Below are 22,631 nucleotides of genomic sequence, written 5' to 3' on the forward strand. Positions count from 1 at the left end.
TCTAGATTCACCCGGTGACACGGGTGGTTCCCGCAGGGGGAACAACTTCATTAAGCGACTTCGTGTCGCACCTCTACCCAATTATTGCAAATCGGTAGATTGCCATCATCCAAATAGCGGATTAAAGCTGGCCAACGCTTCAGAGTGTAATTGATGACCTTGGCGGTGGGAGAATTCGATGGCACCGTCAGATGATGTTGGTTGAGCCATTCATATAGTTGTTGCATCACCGGTTGGCTATGCTGTTGTCGGTATTCGCGGCGGTCTTCCGCTGTACCATTGGTCTTTTTCCTGAGTTCTGCTTCTATGGCATACAGTTTCTGAATCAGCACTAATGCCTGTTCAGCGACCTGACTTTTCCCGGTCACATGCAGTTCATGGAATTTACTGTTAGCGGCAATGTAAAAATGACCCCCCAACAGCATTTGAAAATTGACCACCTTGGTTAATATAGTGGTCTTTTTGGACTGCTCAACATGTTAACTTTGGAGCAAGCAGTGACAATCCAAATACTTCATCAACAAGGTCAATCTATTAAGGCAATTTGAACCGTACCGGGTTTGTCGGAGACTCAATATTCTGAGAGACTATTCCGATGAAAAAACCAAACTATACCCCCGAAATTAGAGAAAGAGCGGTTCAATTACTCATTGAATCTGAAAAGGCGGATTCAAGCCCTGTGACAGTTCAATGAAGTTTATATTTCGAGTCATTGAGGATATGTAGCTTTGCTTACTTTAAATGCTTTGATCTAGTAAAATGATGCTATTCGTGCTTTAGATCTGGTGGGTGAATATGCATATTTTATATGTGAGCGATGGTAAGGCAGGTCATCGCTCTCAAGCATTGGGTCTTTTTAAGGCAATGCAAAAGCAAACAAATATTGATCTGACTTTTGAAGAAATTTCAATTGATCATTTACCACTGTTGAGTTTATTGACCGCATATAAAAAACAAAAACATGCTGCAGTATCGCAGCCACCTGATTATATTTTTGGAGTAGGTAGTCATACGCAATTACGTGTTTTATTGATGGGCAAAGTTTTTCCATGTGCGAAAACTGTCATTTTAATGAAACCAAATTTTCCATTATCTTGGTTTGATCATGTGGTTATTCCTGAACATGATGGTGTGCTAGAGCGGGAAAATGTGATTGTTACACAAGGTGCGTTGAATCCCATTGAAAATGAGCAGCGACACATAGCAAACCGTATTTTGATTGCGTTAGGTGGTTCATCTAAACGGCATATTTGGAATGCAGATAAGGTGATGTCTGCGATTCAGCAGATTGTGCAGCAGAACATGCAGTGTGAGATTATTTTGACGAGTTCTAGGCGTACACCTGCTGATTTTTTACCTGCAGTGGCCCAGCAAAGTTTTGCTTCACAATTGCAAATTTTCCCAGTTGAAGAAACGCCGCAGGGTTGGATTTTTGAAGAGATGCAAAAAGCGGAAGCAGTATGGGTGACTGAAGATAGTGTGTCTATGATATACGAGGCACTCACCGCAGGTTGTAAAGTAGGGCTTATTCAGATAGATCGAGTGAAAGAGGATCGAATTACGCGTTCGGTAGAGCATTTGGTTGATCAGAAACTTGTATCGAATGCTAGACAAATTGCTGAATTATATTATACGACTGCTTTTAAAGAAGCAGAGCGTGTGGCAACATATCTTTTAATCAAGTAGCTGTGATTGAATCGTGATTTATATTCTGATTGTTTTATTTATATTGTTGTTCGCATTCAGTTATAAGTACGCATGGTGGAAGCCAGCAGTAGATTGGAATCGACCACGGATATTAATGTATCACATGGTTCGTGAGCATATTGATGGTGCCAAGTTTAATAAATTACGGGTTAAGCCTATTGAGTTTGAAAAGCAAATAGCATGGCTTAAAGCAGAGGGTTTTAACTTTGTAACTATGCAGGAATTGCAGGATAATTGGGGGAATCACCCAGAAAAAACAGTTGCGATTACCTTTGATGATGGCTATTTAGATAACTTGGAAAATGCTTTTCCCATTTTAGAAAAATATCAAAGTAAAGCGACGATTTATGTAGTGGTAGACCGACATGATCGAGATTGGTCAACCTATAAAAAAGCGCACCATAACAGTGGTGAGTTGGCGCGTGAACCAAAGCTGAATGATGAGCAAGTCTGGTTTTTAGCAAATTCTGGTTTGGTGGAAATAGGTTCTCATACGCTAACACATGCCAATTTGGATAAGCTGAATGATGAAGAATGTTTACATGAGTTGGTTGATTCGAAAATTCAGCTAGGGCATTTAACACAACAATCTGTAAATAGTTTTGCCTATCCTTTCGGCATTTATTCTGAGCGCGATGTGCGTTTAGCAGAGCAAGCAGGATATAGCAATGCCGTAACAACACAAGAAGGCATAGATGGAAAAATGCCTGATTTTATGCAGTTGCAACGTATTAAAATCAGCGGAAAAGATTCATTATTTGCTTTTAAATTGCGAATGAAATTGGGGAAGCGGGAAGGTTAGGTGATGAAAGTAACATTGGTCATGGCAGGTGATGAAGAAGGAGGGTTAGAAAAACATGTTGTTGAATTGGCTAACTGTCTAATGAAACATCACCAAGTCACAGTTGTTGCACATGAAAAGTACCGTAGTCGATTAAAAACAGAATTTATCGCAATTGATCTGTCGAAGAGCAGAAGAAATATTATTGTTCTGTTTCAACTTTATAGAGCATTGAAAGCACTTCAATCTGATATTGTACATGTACATGGAAATAAAGCTGCTGCAATGGTGGGTAGTATTTTAAAATTTCTACCGACTAAAAGTGTTGCCACTTTACATAGCCGTAAAAAAAATACCAAAATGTTTAAGGGTTTTGATGCGGTGATTGCAGTGAGTCCCAATGCCGCAGAAACTTTAGAACATCCTAATAAGTACATTATTCTAAATGGAATTGAACCGCCTGAGCTTAATTCCGATATTAATAAAATAACTCCACCTGTCGTTTTGGCTGTAGGAAGATTAGTGCCCGTTAAGGGTTTTGATCTTTTAATTCAAGCATGGCAAGACATACCAAATGCACAGCTTTGGATTGTAGGAGAAGGTTTTGAAAAGCAAAAGTTGGCAACACTTATTAATGAGCTTGCTCTGGAAAAGAGTATAAAGTTACTGGGTTTTCGTAATGATATTACTGATTTGATGCAGCAAGCTTCTCTTTATGTGATGTCATCTCATTATGAAGGATGTCCATATACCATGATAGAGGCTTTGCTTTGTAAAACACCTATGGTATCAACAGCTGTAGGGGCAATGGCTCAAATTTTACCTAAGCAATATCTCTGTGCTGAAAATGATGCAAATGCATTGCATCATCTGATCGCATATGCTTTAGAAAATTTAAAGCAAGTAGAGCGGGATTTCATTCCAGTATTTGCTGATGCAGAAAAAAACCTAGTTTTAGATGGAATGGTCAATAATATTGAAATGGTCTATCGTGAGGTGTTAGATGGAAAATAGTCACCTGATGATTTTAGCTTTAACGGATGGTAAAGCAGGACATGAAACACAAACTAAAGGGATAGTCACCTTACTGAATAACGGCAACCAATATGAAGTGCAGTGGCTTAAGATATACAAAGTCAGTAAATTAACTAAGCATATACTCAAAGCTTTTTTGGCTATTGTAAGCCCGAAATGGGCATTAGGTTTTTATTTGGATACTGTTCAATTACAAGCTTTTCAGTCAGATAATATTCTCCTGGTTTCAGCTGGTGGGGAGACACTTCTGCCAAATGCCTTGCTTAAAAAGTATTTTCAGCAGCAGGGGAAAGCTACCAAGAATGTGATTGCAACCTCATTAAGAGGGATTCCAGCTTGTTATTTTGATGCTGTATTTACTATTGATGATAAATACAAAAATCAAAAACCTTTTATTTATTACCCAATTGCACCAAATAAACAACTTACTTTTCAATTGGAACATAGAGTTCAGCAAGCAAAGCAAAATCTGGATTGTATGGAACAGAAAGTACTGATTATTTTAATTGGTGCAGATACTAAAACATCCAAAATTGGGACTTCTTATGAATGGATTGAGTGGATTAAGTACCTGGCGCGGAACTATCCAAATTGGAAAATTCTGATCAGTACATCCAGGCGTACACCCGAAGATTTTGAGAAGGATCTACAGCAGGCCTTCACTAGAAATCCACAGATAGCTTTAACACTAGTCAATCATGGTCAGCAATGTGATATTGCTGATTATATTTATGCAGCGGACTTAATCATTTGTTCACCTGAATCAACCTCGATGATCAGTGAGGCGTTGGTGAGTGAAAAGAAAGTGTTGATTCCTGTATTCAAATCCAGTGTATTTGATAAGGAACTTGAAAATTATCTAGCTAAGTTTGAGCAAGAGCGATGGCTTAGTAAGGTTTATATAGATAAAATGGCAGACCTAATTGGAGTTGTTGAGAAGATTACACCACAGAAACATAGAATGAATTTGCTCGATCAATTCAAAAATATTTAACTCTCACCATAGAAGTTAACTATTTATGTCGATGTTCTAAAAATTCTTCTTTGATATGATTTGTGTGCTCTAGATTTTTTTGGGGGGAAAATGAGATTTTTAATTACAGGTGGTGCAGGCTTTATTGGATCTGCAGTGATTCGCCATATTATTCAGAATACAGAACATGAAGTCTTAAATGTTGATAAACTAACCTATGCTGGTAATCTAGAATCGTTAAGTTCCATTTCTAATTACTCTCGTTATCAATTCTCCCAAACCGATATTTGTAATCGTGCCGCACTAGATCAATTATTTACAGATTTCCAACCTGATGCAGTGATGCACTTGGCTGCAGAATCCCACGTAGACCGTTCGATTTCTGGGCCTTATGCTTTTATTGAAACCAATATCATCGGCACTTATCAAATGTTGGAAGCAAGCCGCGCTTACTGGTTAGGCTTAAATGAAAAAAAGAAGGCTACATTCCGTTTTCACCATATTTCAACAGATGAGGTCTATGGTGATTTAGAAGGAACAACGGATTTATTTACAGAAAAAACCCCTTATTCTCCTAGTTCACCTTATTCAGCAAGTAAAGCGAGTTCAGACCATCTGGTTCGTGCTTGGAATCGGACCTATGGATTACCGATTTTAGTGACCAACTGTTCCAATAACTATGGTCCTTACCATTTTCCAGAAAAACTCATTCCATTAATGATCTTAAATGCTTTGCAAGGAAAAGCACTTCCAGTCTATGGTAATGGCCAGCAAATTCGTGACTGGTTATTTGTGGAAGATCATGCCCGTGCACTTTATACTGTCGTGACTCAGGGGCAAGTAGGTGAAACCTATAACATTGGTGGTCACAATGAAAAAGCCAATATTGATGTAGTTCTTACCATTTGTTCTTTACTCGAAGAACTGGCTCCTAATAAACCACAAGGTGTTGAACGTTATCGAGACTTAATTACGTATGTAAAAGACCGCCCAGGCCATGATGTACGTTATGCGATTGATGCTTCAAAAATTGAACATGAATTGGGTTGGACACCGAAAGAATCATTTGAAACGGGATTACGTAAAACGGTTGAATGGTACTTAAACAATAATGAATGGGTTGAACACGTTCAAAGTGGTGAATATCAATCCTGGTTAAATAAGCAATACCAAGGATAAGCATGAAGATTTTATTGCTTGGAAAAAATGGTCAGGTTGGGTGGGAACTACAACGTGCTCTAGCTCCTTTGGGTGATGTTATTGCATTAGACCGGCATGGTCTAGCGGGACTGTCCGGTGATATGACCCAGCCACGGGCGATTTATAACACGATCATGACGGTAAAACCTGATGTGGTCGTGAATGCTGCTGCCTATACAGCCGTGGATTTAGCTGAAACAGAGCAGGATCAAGCCGATTTAGTGAATCATCAAACGGTAAAAGCTGCAGCTGAAGCGTGCCAACAAGTCAATGCACTGTTTGTGCATTACTCGACAGACTATGTTTTTGATGGCTTAGGTCAGACTTCATTTCTTGAAACGGATCGCATTGCACCCTTAAATGTTTATGGTCAAACCAAAGTGCAAGGTGAGCAGGCAATTATTGCAAGTGGTTGTGATTACCTAATTTTCAGAACCTCATGGGTCTATGCTGCTCGAGGAAAAAATTTCTTGAAAACTATGCTGAATTTGGCTCAGCAGCGAGAAGAACTCTCTATCATTGATGATCAAGTGGGTGCCCCTACCTCGGCTGAGTTGATTGCGGATATTACGGCACAGGCCATTCCACAAACAGCGGCTGACAGCATGAAAACAGGGGTTTATCACCTTGTAGCAAGTGGTGAAACTTCATGGTTTGGGTATGCCAATTATGTTTTTGAGCAGGCACGAGTCTTTGGATTGGAATTGGCTGTACAAAAGGTCAATCCCATTCCTACCATGGCGTATCCAACTCCAGCCACACGACCACATAATTCACGATTAAACAATCAAAAGTTACAGCAAACCTTCAGATTGAATTTGCCGCATTGGCAAGAAGGTGTAAAACGAATACTAGCGGAGCTATTAAGCAAATGAGTATAAAACGTAAGGGTATTATTTTAGCAGGCGGTTCCGGTACACGCTTACATCCGATTACCAAAGGTGTGTCCAAGCAACTTCTACCAATTTACGATAAGCCAATGATTTACTATCCGCTTTCTGTATTGATGCTGGCGGGTATTCGTGAAGTTTTAATTATTTCAACACCTGAAGACCTTCCAAACTTTGAAAAATTATTGGGCGATGGTTCCCAATTTGGTATTGAATTGAGCTATAAGGTGCAACCTTCTCCTGATGGTTTGGCACAAGCATTCCTGATCGGTGAAGAATTTATTGGTCAAGACAATGTCTGTCTAATTTTGGGTGATAATATTTACTACGGTCAGCACTTCAGTGAGCAACTTGAGACCGCGAATGCACGTGAGCATGGAGCCACAGTCTTTGGCTATCATGTTACAGATCCTGAGCGTTTTGGTGTGGTTGAATTTGACAAAACTGGTAAGGTACTCAGTATTGAAGAAAAACCTGTACAGCCAAAATCTCCTTATGCGGTTACAGGTTTATATTTCTATGACAATCGTGTCGTTGAATTTGCCAAGCAAGTTAAACCTTCAGCTCGTGGCGAACTTGAAATTACCGACATTAATAATGCTTACTTGAAAGATGGTTCACTCAATGTCGAACTACTTGGTCGTGGCTTTGCCTGGCTGGATACAGGTACGCATGAATCTTTGCTTGAAGCAGGGCAGTTTGTTTATACCATTGAAAAACGTCAATCGTTGAAAGTGGCTTGTCTTGAAGAGATTGGTTTTAACCAAGGTTGGATTAGTAAAATTCAATTACTAGACAGTGCTAGTGCTTTAAAGAAAACAGAATACGGTCAATATCTGTATAAAATTGCGGATGAAGCACAATGAAAATTGAACAAACCAAAATTGAAGGCTTGCTGATTATACATCCACAAGTGTTTGGTGATGATCGTGGCTGGTTTATGGAAAGTTTTAATCATCAACGTTTTGTTCAAGCACTTGAAGAGTTAAATTTACCCGTACCAACATTTGTTCAGGATAATCACTCACTGTCGCAAAAGGGAGTGCTACGCGGTTTACACTTCCAAAAAACTCCATATGCTCAGGGCAAATTGGTTCGAGTTGTGCAAGGCCGGGTATGGGATGTGGCTGTGGATATTCGCCCTGAATCTAAAACTTATGGTGAATGGGTCGGTCTAGAACTTAGCGCTGAGAATAAAACCATGTTCTGGATTCCGGAAGGATTTGCCCATGGTTTTATTGCATTAGAGGATAATACCCAGTTCTTGTATAAAACTACTAATTACTATAATAAAGAAAGTGAAGATGCCATTATCTGGAATGATCCCACACTCGCAATTGATTGGCCTTTAAATCAGGTTGATAAAGTGTTGGTGAGTGAGAAAGATCAGCAAGCAAATCAATTCAAATAAAAAGAGGAGCAGTAGCCACTGCTGTCCCATAGTTTGCTTTAAATAAAAAAACCTGAGTCCTAACAGTTAAAATATGAGTGCAAACAAACACTTTAACGACCAGGATTCAGGTTTTGTCACATCAGAATACCGTATTTCATGAGCTAATTAAACCTGTTGTGCGACAGGATTTTGAACAACTTGCTAAAGTACACCATGTTGGACAGAAATTTAGAGCGGCTTCCCGGTGGGATCAGTTTATTGCCATATTGATGTCTCAATTCTCTTGTAGGCAAAGTCTGAGAGATATTCAATCCAATTTGGAGTGCCAACAGGAAAAGCTAAGTCATCTCGGAGCAAAGTCTATTCCCCGAAGCACGCTGGCACGAATCAATGAGCAGCAGCCTGCTACCTTGTATCAACAGCTATTTTACAAGTTGCTTAAATACTATGAACACTCAAAAGTAGCTCATAAATTTCGCTTTAAGAATCCCTTGTATTCCTTGGATGCCAGTCATATTGACCTGTCGCTTTCCTTATGTGAATGGGCCAAAGTTCACGACTCAAAAGCCAGCATGAAACTCAGTATAGGATTGAATCACAGCAATGATATTCCTGAGTTTGTTGCAGTTGAAAATGGCAAAGAAAATGACATGGTACAAGGCCGCAAATTCCAGTTTCCTGCTGGCAGCATTGTAGTTTTTGATAAAGGCTATGTCGATTACCAATGGTATGCAAATCTGACTGCTCAAAACATTGGATTTGTCACACGTTTTAGGCCTAAATCTGTGTATCAGGTGATCCAGCAACATCCAGTGCTTGAATCCAAAGGTATTCTAAAAGATGAAACCATTCAGCTGAATAGCGCACATGCCCTAAAAAGAAAAGCCCCAGTGTTAAGAAGAATTGAATATAGAGATCAGCAAAGTGGCAAGCACTTTAGCTTTCTCAGCAATAACTTTCATTTAGCCGCCTCCACCATTGCGGCGATTTATAAAGATCGTTGGAAAGTTGAGCTGTTCTTTAAGGCGATTAAGCAGAATCTCAAATTAAAAGCGTTTCTAGGCCGCAGCAGGAACGCAATTCAGACACAAATCTGGATTGCGATGATCGCCTATTTATTGGTGAGTTTCGCTCGACATTTAGGAAAAACAGGTTGGACAGTTCAACGTTTACTCAGAATAATTCAAGTGAATTTGTTTGAAAGAAGAACTTTAAAAGCTTTATTTTCACCCGATAAAATACCCATAAAACAAGAGGAAGCTCAAATGAGCTTCCTCTTGTGAAAAATTGTGGGACAGCAATGAGGGCTTATCTCCCTTTTAGAGAGTCAGCGATAGTAAAATTAAAGCGTCGCTAAAATATCTTTCAAAGTCTGACGTGGATTTTCAGATTTTGTAATTGGACGACCAATCACCAAATGCGTAGAACCATCCAGCATAGCTTGTTTGGGAGTCACAATACGTTTTTGATCATCGGCATTTGAGCCCTCAGGACGAATCCCTGGAGTTACTAAGGCAAAATCCTGCCCTAAGATTTCACGCAACATTTTGGCTTCTTGCGCAGAACACACCACACCATCTAAACCACTTTCTTGAGTGAGTTTAGCTAAACGCTGAACTTGCTCAAAAGGCTCAATATCTAAACCTAAATCTTTTAAATCTTCACGCGCCATAGAGGTTAGTACAGTCACTGCAATCAGTTGAGTCTGATAATTCCCTGCTTTTAAACGCTCCACACAGGTTTCCATCATTTTACGACCACCTGAGGCATGCACGTTGACCATCCATACGCCTAAATCTGCTGCAGCACATACAGCCTGAGCCGTTGTATTTGGAATATCGTGAAATTTCAAATCTAGAAAAACCTCAAAACCTTTGTCATGCAAGGCTTTCACGACTGCAGGACCTTCATGGGTAAATAACTCTTTACCAACTTTTACTCGACATAATGCAGGGTCTAATTGTTCTGCAATGGTTAAGGCGTCATATTGGCTTTTAGCATCGAGGGCAACAATGATACTCAAGAGAATTACCTATGGATTTGACAAAGAGTCGCTATTATAAAGTGATTCGTGCCAAGCAGATAGTCAAAAAGACAGCTTATCCCCCATCGCAGCGATAATCAGCCATTCGTCAAAGGCACACATAAAAAACACCCCAAGATAACCTTGAGGTGTTGATGATCAATTCGCTCAACAGAGCAAATTAAAGTGCATTAGAAGAACGATCTTCAGTATGCACATCTAATACCGTTTTTTCATGACGAGTATGCGCAGCAGCTTCAGCAGCAGCCAGTTGAGCTGCATGAATTTGCTCTTTGCGTAGGTATTCAATATCTTTACGTAGTCGCTTAATTTCCCAACTATTTTGGAATACACGGAAAACCTGCACGCCCAACAATAACCCTAGCACCAAACCAAGTGCCAATGTAATCAGTAGCAATAGACCCAAACGCATTGCAGGCACTTGAGTAAATAACAGGTCAACTGAAAGTTCAGTGCCGTTTTGCAAAACCAATGCCAGAGAATATCCAAATAGAATAACTAAAATAGCGACTAGAACGTAACGCATAAACACCCCTAGGAATTTTATTTATTTACAGACTCGTTTACTGCATCACGTAGTGCTTTACCCGGTTTAAAGTGCGGTACAGCTTTAGCCGCAACTTCTACAGACTTACCTGTTTTTGGGTTACGACCTACACGTGGTTCACGGTGATGCAATGCAAAACTACCGAATCCACGAATTTCAATTCGGTTATCTGCCGATAGTGATGCAATCATTTGATCAATCATGATCTTCACAGCTTCTTCCACCAATGGCTCAGCCAAATGTGGATTTTTCAAAGCAATTCGTTCTATCAAGTCAGACTTATTAAGTGCTTCAGTAGTCATCTGCGACCTCTTTAATTATCAAGCTACTTTTACCTAAACTGATAATAACCTGTTTAAATACAAAACGGTAGCGTAATAATTGAATACTACGCTACCGTTTACAGTATTTGTGTAAAAAGTATGTGCTAATTTACATTAACCATACAGTTTACCCGCAACTTAGTTGCCCATTTGAGCTTTGATCAAGTCACCAATTGTCTTAGGACCATTGTCTTGACCGCTAGTTGCAGTTTTCAAGTTAGCAACAGCTTCTTTCTCTTCAGCTTCGTCTTTCGCTTTGATAGACAAGTTGATAGAGCGAGATTTACGGTCTACGTTGATGATTTTCGCTTCAACTTCTTGACCAACTTCCAAGAACTTAGTTGCATCTTCAACGCGATCACGGTTGATTTCAGATGCTTTAAGTGTTGCTTCAACTTCGTCAGCTAACTTAACAGTTGCGCCACGAGCATCAACAGCAGTTACAGTACCTTTAACCAAAGCACCACGTTCGTTAGCAGCTAAGAAATCGTTGAATGGATCGCTGTTCAATTGCTTGATACCAAGGCTGATACGGTTGCCTTCAGCGTCTACAGAAAGGATAACCGCTTCAACAGTGTCACCTTTCTTGTAACGACGAATAGCTTCTTCGCCTTGCTCGTTCCAAGAAATGTCAGACAAGTGAACTAGGCCATCGATACCGCCTGGTAAACCGATGAAGATACCGAAGTCAGTGATTGACTTGATTGTACCTGAAACTTTTTCACCTTTATCGTGGTTCTTAGCAAACTCTTCCCATGGGTTAGCACGAGTTTGTTTGATACCAAGAGAAATACGACGACGCTCTTCGTCCACTTCAAGAACCATAACGTCAACTTCGTCACCAATCTGAACAACTTTAGATGGGTGGATGTTTTTGTTAGTGTGGTCCATTTCTGAAACGTGTACTAAACCTTCAACGCCTTCAGCGATTTCTGCGAAACAGCCGTAGTCAGTTAAGTTTGTTACGCGAGCTTTAACGATAGAACCTTTAGGATAACGGCTCATGATCGCTAACCATGGATCTTCGCCTAATTGCTTAAGACCTAGAGATACGCGGTTACGCTCTTTGTCAAATTTAAGTACTTTAACAGTAACTTCTTGACCCACTTCAACCACTTCTGATGGATGCTTGATACGTTTCCAAGCCATGTCAGTGATGTGAAGAAGACCGTCGATACCGCCAAGGTCAACGAATGCACCGTAGTCAGTAAGGTTCTTAATCGTACCAGTAACAGTTTGACCTTCTTCAAGCTGAGCAAGAAGCGCTTCACGGTCAGCTGAAGATTCAGCTTCCATAACTGCACGACGAGATACAACAACGTTGTTACGTTTAGCATCAAGTTTGATAACTTTGAACTCTAACTCTTTACCTTCAAGGTGAGTTGTGTCACGGATAGGACGAGTGTCTACCAAAGAACCTGGTAAGAACGCACGAACTGGACCGATGTCTACAGTGAAACCGCCTTTAACTTTACCAGAGATAACACCAGTAACGATTTCGCCGTCTTCAAAGATTTTTTCAAGTTTAGTCCAAGTTTCAGCACGTTTCGCTTTTTCACGTGATAAAACAGTTTGGCCCATACCGTTGTCAAGTGCTTCAACAACAACATCAACGGTGTCACCAACTTGAACTTCAAGTTCGCGTTGTTCGTTTAAGAATTCAGCGCGGTCAACAACGCCTTCTGATTTAAGGCCAGTATCAACTGTTACCCAGTCAGAGTCGATGCTTACTACAACGCCTTGGATGACAGCACCCTTTTCAACGTTGAGGTTTAATTCGCTTTCTTCAAAGAGGGCTGCAAAAGATTCGGTCATGATATACCTGATAAAGTCAGCGGTCTTGGATCAGACAAGGCCGGTTTAGTTAAGCGTCTACATAGTCCGTATAGAACTGATCAAGCTATGCGTTCGCTGAATAGGTTTATTTCACGCGGTTAAGCGCGGCAAATAGCAAGCTTCTGATCGACATAAGCTGTCATTAATGCAAATACTTCATCAATGTTCAACTCAGAACTATCAATGATGTAAGCATCTTCTGCAGGCTTGAGCGGAGCAACTGTGCGCTCCATGTCTCGTTTGTCGCGAGCCTGTATATTCGCTAAAATGTCGCTTATTTTAGCATCCAGCCCCATACCCTGCAACTGTTTTACACGTCTTTGTGCACGTGACTCTGCCGAAGCAGTTAAATAAATTTTAGCCTGCGCATTTGGGAAAATACTGGTCGCCATATCGCGTCCATCTGCAACCAAGCCCGGTGCTTGGGCAAAGGCATGCTGACGTGCAAGTAATGCTGTGCGCAATTCAGGTACTGCCGCAACTTTTGAGGCATATTCCCCCACACGTTCGGTACGTATGGTTTGCGTGACATCTTCACCATCAAGTAAGACTTGTGTGCCATCTAGCTGGGTCACAAATTGAATATTGAGCTGTGTTGCAATCGCAACGGATTGACTCAATTTAGTATCAAGTTGATCTAGCAGATCCTGCTTATGTAACGCCAAACCCAACAAACGATACAACGCACCAGAGTCGAGCAAATGAAACTGATAATGTGCTGCCAATTTTGCCGCGAGTGTGCCTTTACCTGAACCGCTAGGGCCATCAATGGTTATAATTTGAACCGTCATGCTGTTTCCGAAATGATTAAGGAGATTTTGTGAGTTTGGATAAACCAATTTTAATTGCAGTTTTCAATTGCGCAAGAATAGCTTTACTCACAAATGGAACACGCGCTTGCAGCTCAATGCGATACGTGACCAAGGTTTTGTGATCCGCCACTTGCTGAAATTCAATGGTACCCAAATGATGTTTGATCAATGGATTTTTAATGATTTTATATTCAATCCGCTGATTCGGTTCAAGCACGGTAATTTGCTCTTGCAAAGGTTTAATTGGCCCAATCCCCATACGACGCACCGAACCTACACCATCTGGACGTTCAGGGTCAGCAGAGTCTTTAATGCGCACCACTTGCATTGGTGCAAATGCAATATTATAAGTTGCATGTTTAGAAAGTAATTCAAATACTTGCGCAACTGGCGCATTAAATTCTTTTTTAATTTGAATAGCGTGCATGGTTTGCCCTGATGATGAATGCTATGTTGTGTTTGATTTAGTTTAACGCAAATCAAGCCTAAAACTCAGAACTGGTTTTGATCATGGAGGTCATTTATCAACTATTGCTGCTTTTGTTGTTTCTTTTGCGCACGGCGCATCTTAAAAAAATCACTCAACTGGGCTGAACATTGCTGCTCTAAACAACCTGATTGATACTCAAAAATATGATTGTAATAGCCTGACTCTAAAAGCTTTCTAGCACTGACCAATGAGCCGGCTTTGGGTTCAGTTGCTCCAAATACCACACGTTTGATTCGCGCATGAATGAGCGCACCCACACACATGGTACAAGGCTCCAGTGTGACATAAAGCGTGGCATCTTCAGGTAAACGATAATTTTGAATATGATCACATGCTGCACGGATTGCCACAATTTCGGCATGTGCGGTTGCGTCGTGTAAGGAAATAGGCGCGTTATAACCCGCGCCAATCACTTGATTTTGACTAACGATGACAGCCCCCACAGGAATTTCCCCCTGTGCTGCAGCCAAAGCAGCCTGCGCATAGGCAAGCTTCATCCAGTCTTCATCACTATAGTTCTGTTCTGACATTTAAATATGAGTAAAAATCAATACGAATTAAATAATCTCGTATTGTTTCAATAACTCATTCCAGCTTTCAATGCTCGTCACAGGTGGATTGTCTGCAAAAATGGTTTTGAGCTGCACTGGCCCATTTTGCTGCCAAGCTGGTGCAAGGTCTTTATCGACCAAACGTGCGCGCACACCTTCGACAAAATCTGCGTGGCGAATTTTCCAGTCTGAAATTTGCGTTTCCAGTTCAAACACTTCATTCCAAGCGTGAACCTTCTTACCCCATTGCCATAGTAACCACGTTAAAGCTGCTGTGGTTGGTGAACCTTTTTGCAAGTTTTCACTGGCTTGACGTAACCAATCGCTACGTGCATCGCTTAGACCAATGATGGATTCATAATCACTTTCAAAACTCACACCACGGCACACGCTTTGAATCACATCCAAAGAATTCTGTAGCGGCCCAGGCCCTACAGGACGGTGCATGCTGTTCAAGGTATCATCAATGGCACGGAAGTCACCTGCAGGGTAATGATTCCAGTCAATATTAATGACTTTTTCTAATACAGAAGCGCGTTGTGCATCACAAATATGGGTTGCCCAACCAATACCATACGCACCTGCAGCAGTCATAATTGAACCCGTTAAACCTGTGAACAAGCCAATCGCACCACGGTCAGCCAAGAAACGAGTTGCCCCTACATCTGGGTATAAACCAATGTTAATTTCTGGCATAGCTAAACGTGAATACGGTGTCACCAAACGGAATGGTGCAGCCATAAATAGACCTAAGCCACCACCCATGACATAACCTTCACCCCACACTAAAACAGGCTTGGCATAGTTATGTAGCAACAAGTCCAACGCATATTCTTGCTCAAAGAATTTATTGGCAGTTGCAACCTCATCATTAATGACAAGCTGACGTAATTTACGCACATCACCGCCTGCACAAAATGCTTTTGGTGTGGTCGAATCTAGCCAAATTGCTTTTACGCTATCATCGGTATGAAAGTCTTCAAATACTGCCAATAATGCAGAAACAATAGATTCATCTAAAGCATGCAAAGATTTTGGGCGATTCAAACGTACAATGCGCCAACCGTTATTTGCTTCTTCGACAATTAAATCCAGATGATATTCTTTAGAAATGGGAGAATGTGTCATGCGTCCAGCTGCCAGTCTATAGGCTCAATGCCATTTTGTTTAAGATAATTATTTGATTTTGAAAATACTTTACATCCAAAAAAACCACCGCGGTTTGCTGCCAATGGGGATGGATGCGCTGCCTTCAAAATCAGATGTTTATTTGGATCTATACGTTGTCCTTTACGTTGTGCATACGCGCCCCACAAAATAAACACAATATGCTCACGTTGTTGATTTAACACATCAATCACATGATCTGTAAAATCTTCCCAACCCTGCTTTTGGTGCGAGGTTGGTTGTCCTGCTTCTACCGTTAACACGCTGTTGAGCAGCAATACCCCTTGCTCTGCCCAATGCGTTAAATCACCGTGTCTTGGAATAGGCACACCTAAATCTGTATGTAACTCATGGAAAATATTACGCAAAGATGGTGGCAATGCAACCCCTCTTTGTACAGAAAAACTAAGTCCATGTGCCTGATTAGGTCCATGATAAGGGTCTTGCCCAATAATCACGACTTTCACCTGATCTAAAGGCGTGGTATTTAGAGCATTAAATATCAGTGAACTTGGTGGATAAATCACCTTATTCTGTTGTTTTTCCTGCAACAAAAAATCGCGTAGCGCATCCATTTGTGGACTCAATAAAAATTCAGCTAGATTGTATTTCCAACTCTCATCTAACTGAACTTTATTTAAGCTCGCATATTGCTGCTCAGTAAAAGACATACCGCTATCAATCCTTGTTGATGTCTAATGATGTGATTTAAAGTTTAACTTGTAACTCGACATTCGGGTTTTGGAATGTCATCCCCTGTTTTAATTTTTCATACATTTGTGGGTCTGACCACTCTGTCTGTACTTGCTCAGAGAAATGAATTTGATCCAGACTCAGCAATCCCATCTGCGCATTTTCAATATCTTCCAAAAAGCTTTGTGCATAGCCAGTATCGGTTTCATGCACAATTACAGAATAGACCTCTACATCACCCTCCCCATTTTGTGTGATGGTCGATGCCAAAACTTGCTGTGCCAAATAAAAGAAAATACGTGAAAACTGCTCTGCCGATGGCGATACTGGTAAAGAAACCCAACGTGCGCTGAACGTTTTGCAGGCTTGAATATATGCAGGATCGTCCTGCTCCCAAAAACAAATGGCATGATCAAAAGCATCAAATAATTCTTTGATTACATCTTTAAGCAAACCAAAGTCATACACCATTTGTCCATGATCGAGTTTTGAAGCTTTCAGTAACAATTCTACTTTATAGCTATGACCATGAATCGAGCGCTTACAGCGGTCTGAAGTGCAATTACGCACAATATGCGCATTTTCAAACTTAAATAACTTTCGAATTAACATGGGTCTTAACGTCATCAAAATATTTGGGGGATATTCTTTTTAAGTATAATGCAAAACGTGAACAATAAGCCAATTTTAGCCCACAGATTGCCAGACAAAAATCGTAATGATCAGTTTCAGCACAGACATGCAATGCATTTACATCTAAATAGCAGCACAAGGTTAATGATGATACTTAAAATGGCGTCAGACTTCGCCCACTAACATTGACAGATTTTTCACTACGCACCAAATCACTGCTAAATTGACGTTTGCGCTCGCCCAATACCACTTCAATTTTGGCTTTAAAATAATGTGATTGTACACCCAATAAACCTGTAAATTCATTGCGTATCGCGCTATCGACAGCTTGAAAGCCATCTAACTCCCACAAAGCGTTTACATTGCTAAAGTGTTCCAAATTGGCATTACGACGATCAAGTAGATTTTGCACTACAACCACATCCAGTTTTTCATCTAAGCTCGCCAAAACCAAAGCAGGTGCGGTATTAATATTGATAGTGGTATCCCGTTTTGGCAAGGCACTCACATAAGGCGCAATTTGCTGATACTTCGTACCTTCAAAACCACGGACTTGTTTTAATTCTTCTGCGCTGTGAAATAAGCTATTGGGCGGTAAATAAGGAATTGCTAAACCTTGGTAATAACTCGACTCTGCACCCATTGCACCACTCGGCTCATCATCTGCATCTTGCCAGTCAATCACGGCTTCACTTAATTGAGCAGGTAGCCCAACACGCTGCAACAGCTTTTCAAAATATTTTTTTGCTTTTTCGTTCACTTGATCTTCGGTTGTCAGCAAACTATTTAAATTAAATTTCCCCGACTCATCTTGCAATACGCCCGATACATAACCATCTTCGACTGGAAATGGCGGCATCGGTTTTGCCCAGTTCTCTTGTAAATGATCAACTTGACCAGCATTTTCAGCATCATCTTGCAGTAATTCTGCAAAAAATACTTCGGCACTTTTGGCATATAACAATGCCTGATTTTGACGCATCAAATAGGCGGTATTTTCACTGGTGTACATTTGCCGCTTGGCAATGGTCGCTGCCAAAATCGTGGCTAAAGCAACCAACATCAAAATCGTAATCAAGGCGATGCCTTGTTGTGATTTGATGATGCTACCTAAGCGCTGAGTCGATTTCGAATACATGCCATTGTGCCTTTAATTGTCTTTCTTCTTTAAAAAATCAGTCTGCAATAAGCTAAATATCCATTCATATTGCACGTCACGCACGGTTAAATTTATTTTTATTCCTTTCGGAAGCAGTCTTAATTGTTCAGTTTGTTGCGAATCGACACTACTTTCAGGCCAACTACTTAATTCATTTGGATTCAATACCATAATCTCAAAGGCTTCAACTTCATCCAACATCACGCTCGACTCAGGCTGATCATTGCCCGTTTGATGCAAATTACGATATTTTAAACGATACAATTTTTTTTCATCGGCACGATATTGATATTCAACACGCTCATGGGGTGAAATACCCTGCTGCAAAGGATCGGTCACCCCTGTTTTACTGAAATTAAAGCGTCCATTTTGTAAAACTAAAGCAGGTTGTTGCTGCCCTTTAACATTGGCTGTTAATGGAACAGCCTGCATCGTGTCACGTAAAATTTGTTGATAGCTTTCTTGCAACTGCTCTAAATTGGCTTCATGCATCGCATTGCGATCTTTGACTTTGGCGAGATAATCAAATACTTTCCAACCCAAAGCAGACAGCACTGCAAAAATTGCAATAGCGACTAGCAACTCAACTAAAGTGAAGCCTTTCTTTGTACTCATGATTGCTGCTCACGGGCATTAAAAAACACCAAAGAAGTCACTCCTGCTTCAACTTGTCCTGTGTCTTGATTATATAAACTGATTTGAAGATCGACACGTTGCACATTCGGACTAATGGTTGGCTGTGTGGACTTGTCAATTTGCCATGTTTCGCCCTGTTGTGTCACTTGCTTTGACTCTGTTCCACTTAACCATTGCCGATTCATTTCCATCAATGCCACTTCATTCAAAGCCACAAATTGTGCTTTGGTTCTTAAAATTGCATTGGCGGTGGATTGGGTATATTGCATCGCCACTTTGGTCATTGCCATAGCTGCTGTTGCAAAAATTGCCAAAGCCACCATAACTTCAAGTAGTGTAAATCCTTTAGCTTTCATGGATTTTTCCTAAATGATCGACCTCTATTTCCGCACCCACAGGACGCTGTTCTAAATAGAACTGAATACGCACAGGTTTGGCTTCACCATTGCCCAGCCAAATCAGTGCAGGCACATTACCTTGCAACAACTCACTGTTGTTAGCATTTGGATAGCTTTGTTCTAAAGATAAAATTTGGATAGAAACTTGTTCAGGTAAAGTTCTTCTTTTAAATTCGCTATAGCTTTGCCATTTTTGATTATTTTGTAGGCTTAATTGTTGTTCTGTGGCATAAGGCTGATATTCCAACACATCATAACGCGCAGCTGAAACATCGGTTGCTTGATGCAAATTGAGTGCAAAAATACGCGCTTGATCATTGGCTTCACGATTCAGCTTACGCAAATCCAATAAAAACACTTCCCGCGCCTGCATAGCTTTACGCTGATCGACACCGCCAATATTCATTAAAACCAGCGATGCCATAATCGCCATAATGACTATCACCACCATCAATTCAATGAGCGTAAAACCGCGAACCGAAGACAGTGGTGTGTTCATAGCGTATTAATTCAATTGCTCGAAAGATTGTGCTTGTTTGGGCATCGCCAACGCTTGATCGATATAGGCCACACGTAAAGTATCCCGCGAACCTAAATAACGCTGATAGAAACTTGAGTTTAAAATGGCTGCCGCACCATGCGTAAGTGCCCAAATTGAAGCCAGATAATCACGCACTTCCATCTGACTATTAATAGATTCCAAATATTGTTCAGTCATACGGATAATGATGCGTAATCGGCTTTTACGAACCTGATATAGTTCACTAAACAACAAGCCAATGCCAACACCCGTTGTAGAAAGGCGTTCTTCAATTTGATGAAAAAGCACAGTACGTTCAGGATGATGTAAGTGATGCAGCATAAAAAATGCTAGATGTTCAGGAAACTGTTTTTCCGCATCTTTAATCATTTCTAGCAACATGCGCTCATTACGAATAATGAGCAACATATATAGTTCATCTTTACTTTGAAAGTGTTTATATAGAGTACCTTTGGCCAAATCCAGTTCTGCTGCCAAAGCATCAAGGGTCATTCCTGCTTCACCATTTTCCAAAAGCAACTGCTCTGCCACTTGGAAAATTAACGTTTCTCTTGCTCGAAACTGAGCCTGACGATCCATCTTCACCCGATAAACTCTCTTTTCACTATTCAATCAATTGAAATTTTTAATATATCACCAGAACATTAAATTTTTGCATCATTCCACCATGCAAATTAATGTCCTTTGAGCAGGTTTTCAAAGTTTTGTGTTGTTATGAAAGCCATTTCCTCTAAGGACTTATCATATACATCACTTAGGGCTTTGGCTACATACGGAACGTATTTTGGCTCATTTGTCTTACCGCGATATGGCACAGGTGCCAAATATGGACTATCAGTTTCAATTAAGACACGGTCTAAAGGTACTTGCTTAGCCACATCACGTAAATCTTGTGCATTTTTAAAGGAAACAATGCCTGAAAACGACACATAATAACCGCAATCTAACACCGCTTTGGCGGTTGCCCAGTCTTCAGTAAAGCAATGTAATACACCATGTGTCGATTTTTCTGCACGGATAATATCTACTGTATCTTGCTTGGCAGCACGGGTATGTACCACCACAGGTTTTTTTACAGCTTGTGACGCATGAATATGCCGTGCAAAACAGGCTTTTTGCTCTGCGACAAAATCGGTACTGTGAAAATAATCTAGACCTGTTTCGCCCAAAGCCCAGACTTTGTCTGCTTGTGCCAAAGCAATCAGTTGCTCGGTGGTGGCACGCGCCATATTTTCAGCATTTTCACAAGGATGCACACCCACGCTATAACCGACATCGGCATGGCGTGCTGCAATTTTTGACAATGCAATATGATCGTCTAAATCGACAGAGATACCCATAATTTTAGACACCCCCGCTAGGCGTGCCTGTGCAATTGCTGCATCTAAGTCACCATCATAAGGGCTTAAATCCAACATCGTTAAATGACAATGTGTATCTACAAACACGATTTTTTCCTAAAAGCAAACAACCTACATAGTGTAACTGTTACGGTTGTCAGACTTAAGCCCCGCAAGGATTCTTTCGGCTTCAGATTTGTAATAAACGCCTTTTTCACCGCTCAGTTGAATGCCAAAGCCCTGCAATTTGATGCCGTTTTGCTTTTGCGAAATCCAGATGACTTTTCCTGTAAGTGGAATTTTTTGTGATTGTTCAGGCAAAGTTGCAAGCACGAAGATTTCTTCACCCATTTTTACAGGTTGTTTTGAGGGTACAAATAAGCCACCGCCCACAACGTATGGCATATAACTTAAATATAGCGTTTCGACATCAGGAATATTGGCCTGAATAATACCGCCCATACGTGGTTGCATCATGTTCCCCTTAAATATTCATCAACTTAATACATAATTGATCAAGCACTAGATTACTTTGCACGTTTTGCTCAAGCATTGGCTTGGCTTGCTGTAATTCTGCATATAAACCAAACAGACTTTCTAAGTCATATTGTTCAGCCAAATGCTGCAAAGCGGTGCTTAAATCCAAATTTTTAATGCTTTGATTTAGCTTGACACAAATTAAATCACACAACAAGTATTCAAACATCTGACTAAAATCAGTAAAGCTCAGCGCCTTGTTCCACTTGGTTGCGATTGCCATCGGCATATTTTTTTGCGTTACCAGTTTAGACCAGTCTTTGAGAAAATCTGTACGCTGTTCTAGCCATTCTGTCTGTGCCAACTGCAAAGCCTGCAACGGCATTTGATTAGACAAATTCATCAACAATTGTTGTTTGTCTGCATCTAAATCGGGCAAATGCTGCTGCAAATATGCCGTAGCCTGTGCAGCATCAATACGGTCTAATGCAAAGTGCTGCAAACGGCTACGAATGGTTGCAGGTAATTTAAGATAATGATCTGCCAGCAAAATAATCACGATGCGATCTCCCGGTTCTTCGAGGGTTTTCAGCAACGCATTGGAAGATGCAATATTTAAGGCTTCAGCAGGTTCAATCACAATCACCCGCCAGCCATCTACCGTTTGCTGGACAAAAGGTAATAAATCACGGATCTTCTCGATCTTAATTTTCGCGTTTTGCTTTTTATTCTCTTCATCGGTGCTGATATAGACATAATTCGGATGTGTATCTGATTTTAACCACTGACAACTGCTACATTCACCACAAGGCTGTGACTGCACATCACGCTGTTGGCATAAAATCCAAGCCACAAATTGCTGTGCAAAGGCTTCTTTACCACAACCCTGTTTGCCAAAAAACAATAAACCATGCCCCATTTTGGGAAATCGCCCTGTCAGGTTTTCCCAAACTTGTTGCTGCCAAGGATATACTTGTCCAATTACATCACATTGCATGGTCGGTG

27 protein-coding genes and 1 pseudogene are annotated in these 22,631 nt (G+C 40.7%); 9 read left to right on the forward strand and 19 right to left on the reverse strand.

Going from position 1 to position 22,631, the window contains the following annotated elements; genetic code table 11:
* Positions 1–71 precede the first annotated feature (71 nt).
* A pseudogene (locus CF596_RS02755) lies at positions 72–386 on the reverse strand (transposase); the annotation flags it as partial.
* Positions 387–795: 409 nt separating this feature from the next.
* On the opposite strand from CF596_RS02755, the gene CF596_RS02765 reads away from it, so the two are divergent.
* The 9 genes from CF596_RS02765 (at position 796) to CF596_RS02805 (ending at position 9,262) form a co-directional block, all read left to right on the forward strand.
* Complete coding sequence (locus CF596_RS02765; RefSeq protein WP_096901150.1) at positions 796–1,686, forward strand: ELM1/GtrOC1 family putative glycosyltransferase; 891 nt, start codon at positions 796–798, stop codon at positions 1,684–1,686.
* A gap of 13 nt (positions 1,687–1,699) precedes the next feature.
* Positions 1,700–2,509 carry a polysaccharide deacetylase family protein gene (locus CF596_RS02770; RefSeq protein ID WP_096901151.1) on the forward strand — a complete coding sequence of 270 codons (810 nt, stop codon included), beginning with the start codon at positions 1,700–1,702 and terminating at the stop codon, positions 2,507–2,509.
* A 3-nt stretch (positions 2,510–2,512) separates the two neighbouring features.
* The gene (locus CF596_RS02775; protein ID WP_143228672.1) at positions 2,513–3,502 is read left to right on the forward strand and encodes a glycosyltransferase; all 990 of its coding nucleotides are present in this window, start codon (positions 2,513–2,515) and stop codon (positions 3,500–3,502) included.
* Positions 3,492–4,517, forward strand: coding sequence for an ELM1/GtrOC1 family putative glycosyltransferase (locus tag CF596_RS02780; RefSeq protein ID WP_096901153.1), 1,026 nt, complete (start codon positions 3,492–3,494; stop codon positions 4,515–4,517). The genes CF596_RS02775 and CF596_RS02780 overlap by 11 nt, the downstream gene beginning before the upstream one ends.
* A gap of 90 nt (positions 4,518–4,607) precedes the next feature.
* Positions 4,608–5,675, forward strand: a complete 1,068-nt coding sequence (rfbB, locus tag CF596_RS02785; RefSeq protein ID WP_096901154.1) for a dTDP-glucose 4,6-dehydratase — start codon at positions 4,608–4,610, stop codon at positions 5,673–5,675.
* A 2-nt stretch (positions 5,676–5,677) separates the two neighbouring features.
* Positions 5,678–6,571 carry a dTDP-4-dehydrorhamnose reductase gene (gene rfbD / locus CF596_RS02790; RefSeq protein WP_096901155.1) on the forward strand — a complete coding sequence of 298 codons (894 nt, stop codon included), beginning with the start codon at positions 5,678–5,680 and terminating at the stop codon, positions 6,569–6,571.
* On the forward strand, positions 6,568–7,452 hold the full coding sequence (gene rfbA / locus CF596_RS02795) for a glucose-1-phosphate thymidylyltransferase RfbA (RefSeq protein WP_096901156.1): 885 nt from the start codon (positions 6,568–6,570) through the stop codon (positions 7,450–7,452). The genes rfbD and rfbA overlap by 4 nt, the downstream gene beginning before the upstream one ends.
* On the forward strand, positions 7,449–7,997 hold the full coding sequence (rfbC, locus tag CF596_RS02800; protein WP_096901157.1) for a dTDP-4-dehydrorhamnose 3,5-epimerase: 549 nt from the start codon (positions 7,449–7,451) through the stop codon (positions 7,995–7,997). Before rfbA ends, rfbC begins: the two co-directional genes overlap by 4 nt.
* Positions 7,998–8,110: 113 nt before the next feature.
* Entirely contained in the window at positions 8,111–9,262 is a 1,152-nt protein-coding gene (locus CF596_RS02805) for an IS4-like element ISAbe18 family transposase (RefSeq protein ID WP_096901158.1), read from the forward strand.
* 59 nt (positions 9,263–9,321) lie between these two features.
* Here CF596_RS02805 and pyrF read toward each other — a convergent pair whose 3' ends face one another.
* From pyrF to CF596_RS02895, 18 genes are all read right to left on the reverse strand, one after another.
* A complete protein-coding gene (pyrF, locus tag CF596_RS02810) occupies positions 9,322–10,002 on the reverse strand; it encodes an orotidine-5'-phosphate decarboxylase (protein ID WP_096901159.1) in 681 nt (226 codons plus the stop codon).
* Positions 10,003–10,183: 181 nt separating this feature from the next.
* Positions 10,184–10,549, reverse strand: coding sequence for a lipopolysaccharide assembly protein LapA domain-containing protein (locus tag CF596_RS02815; protein WP_004976771.1), 366 nt, complete (start codon positions 10,547–10,549; stop codon positions 10,184–10,186).
* A 17-nt stretch (positions 10,550–10,566) separates the two neighbouring features.
* Positions 10,567–10,872: an integration host factor subunit beta gene (locus CF596_RS02820; protein WP_004976773.1), complete on the reverse strand. Its 306-nt coding sequence runs from the start codon at positions 10,870–10,872 to the stop codon at positions 10,567–10,569.
* A gap of 159 nt (positions 10,873–11,031) precedes the next feature.
* Positions 11,032–12,708, reverse strand: coding sequence for a 30S ribosomal protein S1 (rpsA, locus tag CF596_RS02825; RefSeq protein WP_004976774.1), 1,677 nt, complete (start codon positions 12,706–12,708; stop codon positions 11,032–11,034).
* Between the two features lie 119 nt (positions 12,709–12,827).
* On the reverse strand, positions 12,828–13,520 hold the full coding sequence (gene cmk, locus CF596_RS02830; protein ID WP_096901160.1) for a (d)CMP kinase: 693 nt from the start codon (positions 13,518–13,520) through the stop codon (positions 12,828–12,830).
* A 16-nt stretch (positions 13,521–13,536) separates the two neighbouring features.
* The gene (locus CF596_RS02835; RefSeq protein ID WP_096901161.1) at positions 13,537–13,968 is read right to left on the reverse strand and encodes an SRPBCC family protein; all 432 of its coding nucleotides are present in this window, start codon (positions 13,966–13,968) and stop codon (positions 13,537–13,539) included.
* Between the two features lie 101 nt (positions 13,969–14,069).
* Positions 14,070–14,561: a tRNA adenosine(34) deaminase TadA gene (gene tadA, locus CF596_RS02840; protein WP_096901162.1), complete on the reverse strand. Its 492-nt coding sequence runs from the start codon at positions 14,559–14,561 to the stop codon at positions 14,070–14,072.
* 27 nt (positions 14,562–14,588) lie between these two features.
* A complete protein-coding gene (locus CF596_RS02845; protein WP_096901163.1) occupies positions 14,589–15,710 on the reverse strand; it encodes an enoyl-CoA hydratase/isomerase family protein in 1,122 nt (373 codons plus the stop codon).
* Positions 15,707–16,420, reverse strand: coding sequence for a uracil-DNA glycosylase (gene ung / locus CF596_RS02850; protein ID WP_096901164.1), 714 nt, complete (start codon positions 16,418–16,420; stop codon positions 15,707–15,709). The genes CF596_RS02845 and ung overlap by 4 nt, the downstream gene beginning before the upstream one ends.
* A gap of 37 nt (positions 16,421–16,457) precedes the next feature.
* A complete protein-coding gene (locus CF596_RS02855) occupies positions 16,458–17,054 on the reverse strand; it encodes a 6-carboxytetrahydropterin synthase (RefSeq protein WP_096901165.1) in 597 nt (198 codons plus the stop codon).
* Between the two features lie 175 nt (positions 17,055–17,229).
* Entirely contained in the window at positions 17,230–18,213 is a 984-nt protein-coding gene (gene gspK, locus CF596_RS02860; RefSeq protein WP_096901166.1) for a type II secretion system minor pseudopilin GspK, read from the reverse strand.
* Between the two features lie 12 nt (positions 18,214–18,225).
* On the reverse strand, positions 18,226–18,849 hold the full coding sequence (gspJ, locus tag CF596_RS02865; protein ID WP_004976791.1) for a type II secretion system minor pseudopilin GspJ: 624 nt from the start codon (positions 18,847–18,849) through the stop codon (positions 18,226–18,228).
* Entirely contained in the window at positions 18,846–19,226 is a 381-nt protein-coding gene (gene gspI / locus CF596_RS02870; protein ID WP_004976793.1) for a type II secretion system minor pseudopilin GspI, read from the reverse strand. The genes gspJ and gspI overlap by 4 nt, the downstream gene beginning before the upstream one ends.
* Positions 19,216–19,767, reverse strand: coding sequence for a prepilin-type N-terminal cleavage/methylation domain-containing protein (locus tag CF596_RS02875; RefSeq protein WP_096901167.1), 552 nt, complete (start codon positions 19,765–19,767; stop codon positions 19,216–19,218). Before CF596_RS02875 ends, gspI begins: the two co-directional genes overlap by 11 nt.
* Before the next feature lie 6 nt (positions 19,768–19,773).
* Positions 19,774–20,388: a TetR/AcrR family transcriptional regulator gene (locus CF596_RS02880; RefSeq protein ID WP_096901168.1), complete on the reverse strand. Its 615-nt coding sequence runs from the start codon at positions 20,386–20,388 to the stop codon at positions 19,774–19,776.
* A 95-nt stretch (positions 20,389–20,483) separates the two neighbouring features.
* Positions 20,484–21,257: a TatD family hydrolase gene (locus tag CF596_RS02885; RefSeq protein ID WP_004976800.1), complete on the reverse strand. Its 774-nt coding sequence runs from the start codon at positions 21,255–21,257 to the stop codon at positions 20,484–20,486.
* 24 nt (positions 21,258–21,281) lie between these two features.
* The gene (locus tag CF596_RS02890; protein WP_026438361.1) at positions 21,282–21,623 is read right to left on the reverse strand and encodes a PilZ domain-containing protein; all 342 of its coding nucleotides are present in this window, start codon (positions 21,621–21,623) and stop codon (positions 21,282–21,284) included.
* Between the two features lie 10 nt (positions 21,624–21,633).
* Positions 21,634–22,623: a DNA polymerase III subunit delta' C-terminal domain-containing protein gene (locus tag CF596_RS02895; RefSeq protein ID WP_096901169.1), complete on the reverse strand. Its 990-nt coding sequence runs from the start codon at positions 22,621–22,623 to the stop codon at positions 21,634–21,636.
* Positions 22,624–22,631: the final 8 nt, after the last annotated feature.

The sequence above is a fragment of the Acinetobacter sp. YT-02 genome, from assembly GCF_002412355.1.
In the GTDB taxonomy this organism is placed as follows: Bacteria; Pseudomonadota; Gammaproteobacteria; order Pseudomonadales; family Moraxellaceae; genus Acinetobacter; species Acinetobacter towneri.

Excerpts from the sequence above, each read along its gene's own strand:
- CF596_RS02775 (WP_143228672.1), top strand. The coding sequence starts at position 2,513 with ATGAAAGTAACATTGGTCATGGCAGGTGATGAAGAAGGAGGGTTAGAA.
- gspK (WP_096901166.1), bottom strand. The coding sequence starts at position 18,213 with ATGTATTCGAAATCGACTCAGCGCTTAGGTAGCATCATCAAATCACAA.
- CF596_RS02880 (WP_096901168.1), bottom strand. The coding sequence starts at position 20,388 with ATGGATCGTCAGGCTCAGTTTCGAGCAAGAGAAACGTTAATTTTCCAA.
- CF596_RS02815 (WP_004976771.1), bottom strand. The coding sequence starts at position 10,549 with ATGCGTTACGTTCTAGTCGCTATTTTAGTTATTCTATTTGGATATTCT.
- cmk (WP_096901160.1), bottom strand. The coding sequence starts at position 13,520 with ATGACGGTTCAAATTATAACCATTGATGGCCCTAGCGGTTCAGGTAAA.
- CF596_RS02765 (WP_096901150.1), top strand. The coding sequence starts at position 796 with ATGCATATTTTATATGTGAGCGATGGTAAGGCAGGTCATCGCTCTCAA.
- CF596_RS02820 (WP_004976773.1), bottom strand. The coding sequence starts at position 10,872 with ATGACTACTGAAGCACTTAATAAGTCTGACTTGATAGAACGAATTGCT.
- tadA (WP_096901162.1), bottom strand. The coding sequence starts at position 14,561 with ATGTCAGAACAGAACTATAGTGATGAAGACTGGATGAAGCTTGCCTAT.
- CF596_RS02890 (WP_026438361.1), bottom strand. The coding sequence starts at position 21,623 with ATGCAACCACGTATGGGCGGTATTATTCAGGCCAATATTCCTGATGTC.
- gspI (WP_004976793.1), bottom strand. The coding sequence starts at position 19,226 with ATGAAAGCTAAAGGATTTACACTACTTGAAGTTATGGTGGCTTTGGCA.
- CF596_RS02855 (WP_096901165.1), bottom strand. The coding sequence starts at position 17,054 with ATGTTAATTCGAAAGTTATTTAAGTTTGAAAATGCGCATATTGTGCGT.
- CF596_RS02835 (WP_096901161.1), bottom strand. The coding sequence starts at position 13,968 with ATGCACGCTATTCAAATTAAAAAAGAATTTAATGCGCCAGTTGCGCAA.
- CF596_RS02780 (WP_096901153.1), top strand. The coding sequence starts at position 3,492 with ATGGAAAATAGTCACCTGATGATTTTAGCTTTAACGGATGGTAAAGCA.
- rpsA (WP_004976774.1), bottom strand. The coding sequence starts at position 12,708 with ATGACCGAATCTTTTGCAGCCCTCTTTGAAGAAAGCGAATTAAACCTC.
- rfbA (WP_096901156.1), top strand. The coding sequence starts at position 6,568 with ATGAGTATAAAACGTAAGGGTATTATTTTAGCAGGCGGTTCCGGTACA.
- rfbB (WP_096901154.1), top strand. The coding sequence starts at position 4,608 with ATGAGATTTTTAATTACAGGTGGTGCAGGCTTTATTGGATCTGCAGTG.
- CF596_RS02895 (WP_096901169.1), bottom strand. The coding sequence starts at position 22,623 with ATGCAATGTGATGTAATTGGACAAGTATATCCTTGGCAGCAACAAGTT.
- ung (WP_096901164.1), bottom strand. The coding sequence starts at position 16,420 with ATGTCTTTTACTGAGCAGCAATATGCGAGCTTAAATAAAGTTCAGTTA.
- CF596_RS02875 (WP_096901167.1), bottom strand. The coding sequence starts at position 19,767 with ATGAACACACCACTGTCTTCGGTTCGCGGTTTTACGCTCATTGAATTG.
- CF596_RS02845 (WP_096901163.1), bottom strand. The coding sequence starts at position 15,710 with ATGACACATTCTCCCATTTCTAAAGAATATCATCTGGATTTAATTGTC.
- rfbC (WP_096901157.1), top strand. The coding sequence starts at position 7,449 with ATGAAAATTGAACAAACCAAAATTGAAGGCTTGCTGATTATACATCCA.
- rfbD (WP_096901155.1), top strand. The coding sequence starts at position 5,678 with ATGAAGATTTTATTGCTTGGAAAAAATGGTCAGGTTGGGTGGGAACTA.
- gspJ (WP_004976791.1), bottom strand. The coding sequence starts at position 18,849 with ATGAGTACAAAGAAAGGCTTCACTTTAGTTGAGTTGCTAGTCGCTATT.